Annotated in this window: 9 protein-coding genes and 1 pseudogene; 8 read left to right on the forward strand and 2 right to left on the reverse strand. The window is 62.2% G+C overall.

What is annotated here, in order from left to right; translation table 11 throughout:
* Positions 1-104 precede the first annotated feature (104 nt).
* A complete protein-coding gene (locus WA070_RS05255) occupies positions 105-530 on the reverse strand; it encodes a SphA family protein (RefSeq protein WP_422633085.1) in 426 nt (141 codons plus the stop codon).
* A 589-nt stretch (positions 531-1,119) separates the two neighbouring features.
* Between WA070_RS05255 and WA070_RS05260 the strand changes: the two genes are divergently transcribed.
* The 8 genes from WA070_RS05260 (at position 1,120) to pcaD (ending at position 7,931) form a co-directional block, all read left to right on the forward strand.
* Positions 1,120-2,103 (forward strand): LysR family transcriptional regulator, encoded by a 984-nt coding sequence (locus WA070_RS05260; RefSeq protein ID WP_422633086.1) that lies wholly within the window; start codon positions 1,120-1,122, stop codon positions 2,101-2,103.
* On the forward strand, positions 2,103-3,269 hold the full coding sequence (locus tag WA070_RS05265) for a muconate/chloromuconate family cycloisomerase (RefSeq protein ID WP_422633087.1): 1,167 nt from the start codon (positions 2,103-2,105) through the stop codon (positions 3,267-3,269). Before WA070_RS05260 ends, WA070_RS05265 begins: the two co-directional genes overlap by 1 nt.
* A 3-nt stretch (positions 3,270-3,272) precedes the next feature.
* Positions 3,273-3,563: a muconolactone Delta-isomerase gene (catC, locus tag WA070_RS05270; RefSeq protein ID WP_275488694.1), complete on the forward strand. Its 291-nt coding sequence runs from the start codon at positions 3,273-3,275 to the stop codon at positions 3,561-3,563.
* A gap of 38 nt (positions 3,564-3,601) precedes the next feature.
* A complete protein-coding gene (gene catA, locus WA070_RS05275; RefSeq protein ID WP_422633088.1) occupies positions 3,602-4,525 on the forward strand; it encodes a catechol 1,2-dioxygenase in 924 nt (307 codons plus the stop codon).
* 64 nt (positions 4,526-4,589) lie between these two features.
* Positions 4,590-5,303 carry a CoA transferase subunit A gene (locus tag WA070_RS05280; RefSeq protein WP_275488692.1) on the forward strand — a complete coding sequence of 238 codons (714 nt, stop codon included), beginning with the start codon at positions 4,590-4,592 and terminating at the stop codon, positions 5,301-5,303.
* On the forward strand, positions 5,300-5,947 hold the full coding sequence (locus tag WA070_RS05285) for a 3-oxoacid CoA-transferase subunit B (protein ID WP_275488691.1): 648 nt from the start codon (positions 5,300-5,302) through the stop codon (positions 5,945-5,947). Before WA070_RS05280 ends, WA070_RS05285 begins: the two co-directional genes overlap by 4 nt.
* Positions 5,944-7,146 (forward strand): 3-oxoadipyl-CoA thiolase, encoded by a 1,203-nt coding sequence (gene pcaF / locus WA070_RS05290; protein WP_275488690.1) that lies wholly within the window; start codon positions 5,944-5,946, stop codon positions 7,144-7,146. The genes WA070_RS05285 and pcaF overlap by 4 nt, the downstream gene beginning before the upstream one ends.
* Positions 7,146-7,931, forward strand: coding sequence for a 3-oxoadipate enol-lactonase (gene pcaD, locus WA070_RS05295; RefSeq protein WP_275488689.1), 786 nt, complete (start codon positions 7,146-7,148; stop codon positions 7,929-7,931). The genes pcaF and pcaD overlap by 1 nt, the downstream gene beginning before the upstream one ends.
* A 305-nt stretch (positions 7,932-8,236) precedes the next feature.
* Here pcaD and WA070_RS05300 read toward each other — a convergent pair.
* Positions 8,237-8,386, reverse strand: a pseudogene (locus WA070_RS05300) (integrase); the annotation flags it as partial.
* Positions 8,387-9,025: the final 639 nt, after the last annotated feature.

Genomic DNA, 9,025 nt, shown 5'->3' on the forward strand with positions numbered 1-9,025 from the left:
CAATACCAGCGCACCGCCCACAGGATCACATCACCCTGGAAATGGCGCCACTTGAAATCCGTCATCGTTCCGTCCGTCCAATCTCCGCCAAGCATGCTCAAGCTTCACGATTTTTGCAACAGAGCCATTTTTGCTGAAAATTCCGGGCCTCCCTTGGGGTTCTTGTAGGATATCGCGACCAGTGGTTCGAACGTCCAGTAGTTCCGGCCAATATTGGCGAGGTCGTTCTTATTGTAGCGGCCTGTTGGCACAAAAGTATCCATCGTCAGGATATAGTGCCAATTGCCCTTGTTCCAGCCGAGCACCAGCGGGTTGACGATCATGTCTCCCAACCCGAACTTGTGGTCGCGAACGCCGCCTGCCCGGACTTTCAGGTCGACCAAGGGGACGAAGGCCTGCATCGCCACGGTCGCGCCCAGGAATTTGGTGTCGGTCACATGGACGAAGCGGGCGATATTGGCGATGGCGTCGATCCTGAAATCGGGGACGAGGCTCTTCCCGTCGGCATCGTTCAGTCTTCCCGTCGGCATCGTTCAGTCGGTCTGCGGTGTAGTAGTTCGCGTAATCGAGCAGATAGGTTCCCGGAGGCGGCAAGGCAGCGATATCGAGCGCCTCGGCGCCATTGGGATAGGCTCCGCCGCCATTCTCGCTCGCCTGGGCGATGCCAGGCAATGTCGATGCCGCGATTATCGCGATTCCGGTCGCAAATTTACGCATATCCCGTCTCCTGTCGCAGCCACATGTTTCTCGTCGGCGTCGAGCAACACTTGCGCGTCACAGCTTCGATACCGATGGTCCGGCTTGCGTTGAGGTTGAGCGCCGCTGCGGCGGGATACAAATAGCAAATCAGCAATATGTGATGCCGTTTCGCGATTTTATCTGGGCCTGTCATCGCGGCGGCAATGCAGTCGAGCACACATATGCTATTATCATGTCCATCCCAATGCCGTTTCGGCATTGCATATTAGGGAAATGCTATTGGCAGAATCAGCCAAATAGGCGGACGTTGGTGGAACGGCCGCAAGAGCCAAAGGGCTAACAAGCCGGTGAGAGGAGCGACATAATGGCTATGCACAGCACAAACCCGTCACTCCACGCATCCGCGTTGGGGGCTCGCTCATGACCGTGGTCGATCTCTTTGCCGACGCCTCGGGCGTCGATGTGCGGCGCTTGCGCTATTTCGTGGCCATTGCCGAAGAACTCCATTTCGGTCGGGCATCGGAGCGTCTCCATATCGCGCAACCCGCGCTCAGCCGGCAGATGGTCGAACTTGAGAGCGCGATCGGTGCCACCCTTTTCGACCGGACACGCAATCAGATCCGGCTCACGATCGCGGGAGAGGTGCTGCTTCCGCGCGCGCGCGACATATTGGGCCGTATCGTCGAGGCCGCGCGGGTCGCACGCCGCGCGGCAGAAGGCGCCACCGGTGTGCTCAATGTGGGCTTTGTCGGCTCGGCGACCTATTCGATACTGCCGAGAGTGTTGAACGCCTTTCGAACCGACCATTCCGATGTCGACCTGATACTTCACGCCATGAACACTGCGGAACTGCGCGTCGGCCTGATTGAGCGCACGATTGATATCGCCTTCGCGCGGCCAGCGATCGACGACCCCGAAGTGATCGACGAGACCGTGCTGGAAGAGCCTCTGATCGTCGCCCTGCCCGATATCGATCCGCTCACGGCGCGGCAGGAGATCGCGCTTGGGGATCTCGCGCACCACCCCTTCATTCTCTATCCACGCTCCCCGCGTCCCAGCTTCGCGGACACCATCCTGCGTCATTGTCATGATAGTGGTTTTTCGCCGGTCATCGCCCATGAGACGATGGACCTGCAGACCGCCCTCGGCCTGATCGCAGCGGGTGCTGGAGTTTCGCTGGGTCCGGCGACGGTTGAGGGATCCCAGCGGCTGGGGGTGGCCTATCGGCCTCTGATGGCGCCAACGCCCATGACGCGGCTCAGCCTGTCCTATCGCCGTGACAACCGCTCCGCGACGCTCGCTCTGTTCCGGACCCATGTCAAAGCCTTCGCCGCGGCTAACAAGGCAGGAAATGTGGGTGTCGCAGACCTTCATACCACCAATCTCCAGCAAGGATCCCGCTGATGAGCACGACCATCGACGCCATTGAGACATGCCTCGTCGATCTGCCCACGATTCGCCCGCATGTTCTCTCGATGACGACGATGCAGCAGCAGACGGTGGTGCTCGTCACCATCCGCAGCTCGGATGGCATCGCGGGCATTGGCGAGGGAACGACCATCGGCGGCCTCAGCTATGGCGAGGAAAGCCCCGAAGGCATCAAGCTCGCGCTCGACACCTATTTCGCGCCGCTGATGCTGGGCACCGATCCTACCCGGCCCGCCAAACTGATGGACCGGCTGGGCAAGACGATCGTCGGCAATCGCTTTGCCAAATGCGCGGTGGAAACGGCCCTTCTCGACGCGATGGGGCAGCGGGTCGGGCTTCCCGTGTCGGAGTTGCTCGGCGGCCGCCGCCGGGATCGGCTATCCGTCGCCTGGACGCTCGCCAGCGGCAATACGGCGCAGGATATCGAGGAGGCCGAGCAGATGCTCGCCAAGCGCCGGCACAACATCTTCAAGCTGAAGATCGGCAAGCGCGCCATCGTGGACGATGTGGCGCATGTCGCTGCTATCAAGAAGGCGCTGGGCGACCGGGCGAGCGTTCGCGTCGATGTCAACAAGGCATGGGACGAAGCCAGCGCGGCGCGGGGTATCGCCATGCTCGAGGATGCCGGTTGCGATCTGGTGGAGCAGCCGGTGGATGGCCATCTGCGTGGGGCGATGGCGCGCCTGGCGCAGCGCTTCACCGTGCCGATCATGGCGGATGAATCGCTCACCGGCCCGGCCAGCGCCTTCGACTTTGCCAGCCATGCCGCAGCCGACGTATTCGCGGTCAAGATCGCCCAGTCGGGCGGGCTGACGGCGGCCTGCGCCGTGGGGTCCATCGCGAACGCGGCGGGCGTTGCACTTTATGGCGGCACCATGCTCGAAGCCGGGGTCGGCACCGCTGCATCGGCGCATGTCTTCGCGACGTTCCACGATCTGGCTTTCCAGACCGAATTGTTCGGCCCGCTGCTGTTGACCGAGGAAATATTGGCCGAGCCGCTCGTTTATTCAGATTTCGCGCTGATCGTACCGGAAGGACCGGGCCTCGGCGTGTCGCTGGACGAGGACCGCGTCGCCTTTTTCCGCCGCGATGCAAATCGCCCCACGCTCCACACCACCGCCCAAACTAGCACGAGGAGTTAACCGATGCTGTTTCATGTTCGGATGGACGTTCGCATTCCGTACGATCTCGATCCCGCCAAGGCGGAGGAGCTCAAGCGGGTCGAGAAAGCGCGATCCCAGGAATTGCAGCAACAGGGGAAATGGCGTCATATCTGGCGGGTCGCGGGACAATATTCGAATATCAGCATCTTCGACGTGGCCGACGGACAGGAGCTTCACGATCTGGTGAGCACGCTCCCGCTGTTTCCGTTCATGGAGATCGCGGTCACCCCGCTTTGCCGCCATCCGTCCTCCATTCACGCGGATGATCGCTGACCGCGCCCGCGGAACCCCACAATTCAAGGAGAGAAGACATGACTTTGAAACTTTCTGATACGGCTCCCGTGCAAACGCTCCTCGATCGAGTGGCCGGCCTTGATGTCGTCAGCGGGAACCCGCGTCTCAAGGCGATCATTCGCCGCATCGTGGGCGATCTGTTCGCAACGATCGACGAATTCGACGTCACCGACGACGAACTTTGGACCGCGCTCAATTTCGCCGCGCAAGGCTCGGGCGAATATGGGTTGTGGGCCGCCGGTCTCGGCATCGAACATTATCTCGATCTGCGCGCCGATGCGATCGACGCCGCCGAAGGCGTGGCAAGCGGAACGCCTCGCACTATCGAAGGACCGCTTTATGTCGCCGGCGCCCCTGTGACCAACGGAACCGCGCGCCTCGACGACGGCGCCGACAAGGGCGAAGTGCTGATCATGCATGGTCAGGTGCGCGGCGCGGACGGCACGCCCCTGCCCGGCGCCAAGGTTGAGGTCTGGCACGCCAATACGCTGGGCAACTATTCCTATTTCGACAAGACCCAGAGCGATTATAATCTGCGTCGTACCATCATTGCCGATGCCGATGGGCGCTATGCCTTCCGCAGCATCATACCGTCGGGCTATTCCTGCCCGCCGGGAGGCTCGACCGAGACGATCCTCAAGGCGATCGGCCGCCACACCAATCGTCCCGCGCACATCCACTTCTTCATTTCGGCGGATAGCCACCGGCATCTGACCACGCAGATCAATATAGATGGCGATCCGTATCTGCGCGATGATTTCGCCTATGCGACGCGCGAGGAACTGATCCCGCCGGTGACGCACCAAAGCGGCGGAGCCCTGGCCACCAGTTTTGACGTCGCGGGACAGCATGCCGAAATCGAATTCGATTTCGTCATGCTGCGGGCGCATGATGCCGATGAAGTTCATGCGTCGAGCCGTCCGCGCGCGTTGGCAGCGTAATCGCAGCGGGATGACGACAGGATAGCGGCCCGCTTGCTGGCGGGCCGCGTTCAAGGAGATTCATATGGCCAGCAAGATCTTCACAAGCCCCGCCGACGCGCTGGCGGGCATCCTGTTCGACGGCATGACGATCATGTCTGGCGGTTTCGGACTGTCTGGCAATCCGGAGAGTCTGATCCCGGAAATTCGCGCGTCAGGCATCAAGCAACTCACCGTCATTTCCAACAACGCGGGTGCGGACGGCTTTGGCCTGTGGATGCTGCTGGAAAGCCGTCAGGTGAAGAAGATGATCTCCTCCTATGTGGGCGAAAACAAGTTGTTCGAGCAGCAATATCTCTCCGGCGAACTGGACCTGGAACTGAACCCGCAGGGCACGCTGGCCGAGCGTATCCGCGCTGGCGGTGCCGGCATTCCTGCCTTTTATACAAAGACCGGGGTTGGCACCGTCGTGGCCGAGGGCAAGCCGGTCGAGGCCTTCGAGGGCGAGGACTATGTACGCGAGACCTGGCTTCGCGCCGACCTGTCAATCATCAAGGCGTGGCGGGCCGATCCGGCGGGCAATTTGATGTTCCGCAAGACCGCGCGTAACTTCAACCCGAACATGGCGACTGCGGGGAAGATCACCGTGGTCGAGGTGGAGGAGATCATGCCTGAGGGCAGTTTCGATCCCGACTGCATTCACACGCCGGGCATCTATGTCGATCGTATCGTGCTTTCGACCATCAACGAGAAGCGGATCGAGAAGCTGACGACCCGGCCCCGGGAGGTAGCGGCATGAGCTGGACCCGCGACGAGATGGCCGCGCGCGCCGCCAAGGAGCTGTGCGACGGCTATTATGTGAACCTCGGCATCGGCATCCCGACCCTGGTGGCAAACCATGTGCCCATTGGCATCAATGTCACGCTGCAGAGCGAAAACGGGATGCTGGGCATCGGCCCCTTCCCTTATGACGGCGAAGCGGACCCCGACCTCATCAACGCAGGTAAGGAGACGATCACCGCGCTGCCAACCTCGAGCTTCTTCTCCTCGGCCGACAGCTTCGCGATGATCCGGGGCGGTCATATCGACATGGCGGTGCTTGGCGCGATGGAGGTGGCCGCCAATGGTGATCTCGCCAACTGGACGATTCCGGGCAAGATGGTGAAGGGCATGGGCGGCGCCATGGACCTGGTCGCGGGCGTCAAGCGCGTGGTTGTCGTCATGGAGCATGTGTCGAAGAACGGCTCGCCCAAGATCCTCGAGCATTGCTCGCTGCCGCTCACCGGCAAGGGCGTGGTCGATCTGATCATCACCGATCTGGCGGTGATCACCGTCGACAAGAAGGCCGGCGGCCTCATCCTTGTCGAGACCGCGCCGGGCGTGAGCGTCGATGAGGTTATCGCCCGGACCGGCGCGCCGCTCACCGTGCAGGTGAAGTCATGACCGAAGCATTCCTCTGCGATGCGATCCGCACGCCCCTCGGTCGCTATGCCGGCGCTCTGTCTGCCGTTCGCGCCGACGATCTGGCGGCCATTCCGCTCAAGGCGCTGATCGAGCGCACCGGACTCGACCCTGCGGCGATCGACGATGTGATTCTTGGCTGCGCCAATCAGGCGGGAGAGGACAATCGCAATGTCGCGCGGATGGCCGCCCTGCTCGCAGGATTTCCCGACAGCGTCGGTGGCTCAACCGTCAACCGGCTGTGCGCCTCGGGGCTGGATGCGATCGGCATCGCCGCGCGCGCGATCCGCGCCGGCGACACCGACCTGATGATCGCGGGCGGCGTCGAGAGCATGAGCCGCGCGCCCTTCGTGATGCCCAAGGCGGAAAGCGCCTTTTCGCGAAGCAATGCCCTCTACGACACGACGATCGGCTGGCGCTTCGTCAATTCAAAGATGAAGGCGGCTTATGGCGTCGATTCGATGCCCGAGACCGGCGAGAATGTCGCGAGCGACTTCAACGTCTCGCGCGCGGATCAGGACGCCTTCGCCTTGCGCAGCCAGCAACGGGCCGGCGCGGCGCAGGCTGCGGGATTCTTCGCTGAGGAGATCGTGCCGGTCACGATCACCGACCGCAAAGGCCGCGAGACGGTCGTCGATACCGACGAACATCCTCGGCCAGACACCACGGCGGAGGGTTTGGCAAAGCTCAAGCCGATCGTCCGTCCCGATGGCACGGTTACGGCAGGCAATGCCTCGGGCGTCAATGACGGGGCCGCCGCGATGATCATCGCCAACGAGGCTGCGGTCAAACGCCATGGCCTGACCCCGCGCGCACGTATCCTCGGCATGACGAGCGCGGGCGTTCCGCCCCGCATCATGGGGATCGGTCCAGTGCCCGCAACGCAAAAGCTGATGGCCCGGCTCGGGCTGAAGATCGACCGGTTCGACGCGATCGAACTCAACGAAGCCTTCGCCTCGCAGGGGCTTGCCGTGCTGCGCGCGCTCGGCGTCGCGGATGACGACGCGCGCGTGAATGCCAATGGCGGCGCAATCGCGCTTGGCCATCCGCTCGGCATGTCGGGCGCGCGCATCCTGATGACCTTGGTGCACCAGTTGGAACACGGCGGCGGCAAACTCGGCCTTGCCACCTTGTGCATCGGTGTCGGACAGGGCCTGGCGGTCGCGGTGGAGCACGTCTGATGGACAAACAGACAGTCATTGTCGGCGACGGCTGCCGGATCGCCTATCGCTTCGACGGACCGGCGAGTGCCCCGGTCCTGATGCTCTCCAACTCGCTCGGCACCGATATGACGATGTGGGCACCGCAGATGGCAGCGTTCACCGAACACTTCCGGGTATTGCGCTATGACAGCCGCGGCCACGGCGGCTCCGCTTCGCCGCCGGGCGCGTATTCGATGGACCGGCTGGGCCGCGATGCCGTCGAGCTGCTGGATGCGCTGGACATCGGCCAGGTCGATTTCTGCGGCCTTTCCAAGGGTGGCATGATCGGCCAATGGCTCGCCGTGCGCGCGCCCGAGCGGCTACACCGGCTCGTCCTCGCCAATACCGCCGCTTATATGGGGCCGCCGTCGAATTGGCAGGCACGGATCGAAGGCGTGTTGAAGGACGGCATGGCTCCCTTGGCCGAAGGCTCGATCACACGCTGGTTTACCCCCGCCTTTCCAGCGAGTGACCTTGCTGCCGTCGCGCCGGTCCGCGCGATGCTCCTCGCCAATGATCCTGTTGGCTATGCCGGCTGCTGTGCTGCCATCCGCGACATGGATCAGCGCCCGACCGCGGGCTTGAACCGCACGCCCACGCTGGTGATCGCCGGAAGCGAAGACCCTTCCACTTCCATCGCCGACGCACGCTTCCTTACCGAAAGCGCCCGCGACGCCCGTCTGGTCACGCTGAAGGCAGCGCACCTCTCAAACGTGGAACAGGCCAAGCCGTTTGCGACAGCCGTTCTGCATTTTCTAGGATGACAGCTCCCGCTGGAAGGACATCGGGGGCAACCCGTCGATCAGGTGGAGAAGGCGTTCCTATCGGCTTCGCCACGCCGGGTAGCGTCAGGTTTGCCAAGTCCTTGCCCATCGACGATGGTACTAGCTGGAACAAACAGGGCGGCGGCGCTCACACCATTCATTTCCTCGAGTAAAACTTAAAACGGCCGAGCATCCCGGATGGCTGCAACCTTACTCCGCCGCCGTAGGATAGAAACCCGTGCGTCCACGCCGTTCGAGCCGGTGTGGACGTCATCCCGAAGCTGCCTAGCAGGAATTGTCCAACGCTATCCGATCTTGGCCATGAGCCGCCCCGCCGCCCCCTGCTCGGCGGCGAGATTGCGGTTGTAGGCGAGCGGCATGCGCGGGCTCTTCCAGCGCAGCGCGTCCATGATCCCGGCGAGATCCTCGCCGCTGGCGAACAGGCCCCTGTGCATTATTCGGACACAGATTCACGTTAGCCCGGAATTGGTCTTTTCGGCAGCGGCCATGTGGCGGTCACGACCGAGCTGGGCTGTCGATCCCAGCAGCTGATATTATGAAGCGGGGTTCTGACCTTCGCAAAACCGCACGCGCGCGAATGCCGGGTGCTGGTGTCACAACCGACCGGTTGTGACACCAGGTGTATCGATGTTCGATTATACGTGGCCGTGACCGACATATCCGCCTACCTTCAACGAGTAGCCGAGAACATTGAAGGAGCGAAAGCATATGAGATGCGTGACGCTGCCGGGCGGGGAAGTCGTGCCTTCGATGGGTCAAGGCACCTGGAAGATGGGCGAACGTGCGGAGCGACGATCCGAGCCGAGTATCTGCGCGCAGACAGGGTACTAACCCGCGCCGGCTACTCTGACGCTCTTTTTACTGGCGTTTGGACAACGATAAGATTCTGATTATAGATCTACTAACGTGAAGCGGAATTAGTGGTTAGCGGATCGGCCGCTTTTGGGGGCTCTGTTGCAAAAATCGTGAAGCTTGAGCATGCTTGGCGGAGATTGGACGGACGGAACGATGACGGATTTCAAGTGGCGCCATTTCCAGGGTGATGTGATCCTGTGGGCGGTGCGCTGGTATTG

The sequence above is a fragment of the Sphingobium sp. genome, assembly GCF_049304695.1.
Classification (GTDB): Bacteria; Pseudomonadota; Alphaproteobacteria; order Sphingomonadales; family Sphingomonadaceae; genus Sphingobium.

Bases quoted from the DNA above. Each gene is read 5' to 3' on its own strand.
- WA070_RS05280 (WP_275488692.1), top strand. From the start codon at position 4,590: ATGGCCAGCAAGATCTTCACAAGCCCCGCCGACGCGCTGGCGGGCATC.
- catA (WP_422633088.1), top strand. From the start codon at position 3,602: ATGACTTTGAAACTTTCTGATACGGCTCCCGTGCAAACGCTCCTCGAT.
- catC (WP_275488694.1), top strand. From the start codon at position 3,273: ATGCTGTTTCATGTTCGGATGGACGTTCGCATTCCGTACGATCTCGAT.
- WA070_RS05285 (WP_275488691.1), top strand. From the start codon at position 5,300: ATGAGCTGGACCCGCGACGAGATGGCCGCGCGCGCCGCCAAGGAGCTG.
- pcaD (WP_275488689.1), top strand. From the start codon at position 7,146: ATGGACAAACAGACAGTCATTGTCGGCGACGGCTGCCGGATCGCCTAT.
- WA070_RS05255 (WP_422633085.1), bottom strand. From the start codon at position 530: ATGCCGACGGGAAGACTGAACGATGCCGACGGGAAGAGCCTCGTCCCC.
- WA070_RS05260 (WP_422633086.1), top strand. From the start codon at position 1,120: ATGACCGTGGTCGATCTCTTTGCCGACGCCTCGGGCGTCGATGTGCGG.
- WA070_RS05265 (WP_422633087.1), top strand. From the start codon at position 2,103: ATGAGCACGACCATCGACGCCATTGAGACATGCCTCGTCGATCTGCCC.
- pcaF (WP_275488690.1), top strand. From the start codon at position 5,944: ATGACCGAAGCATTCCTCTGCGATGCGATCCGCACGCCCCTCGGTCGC.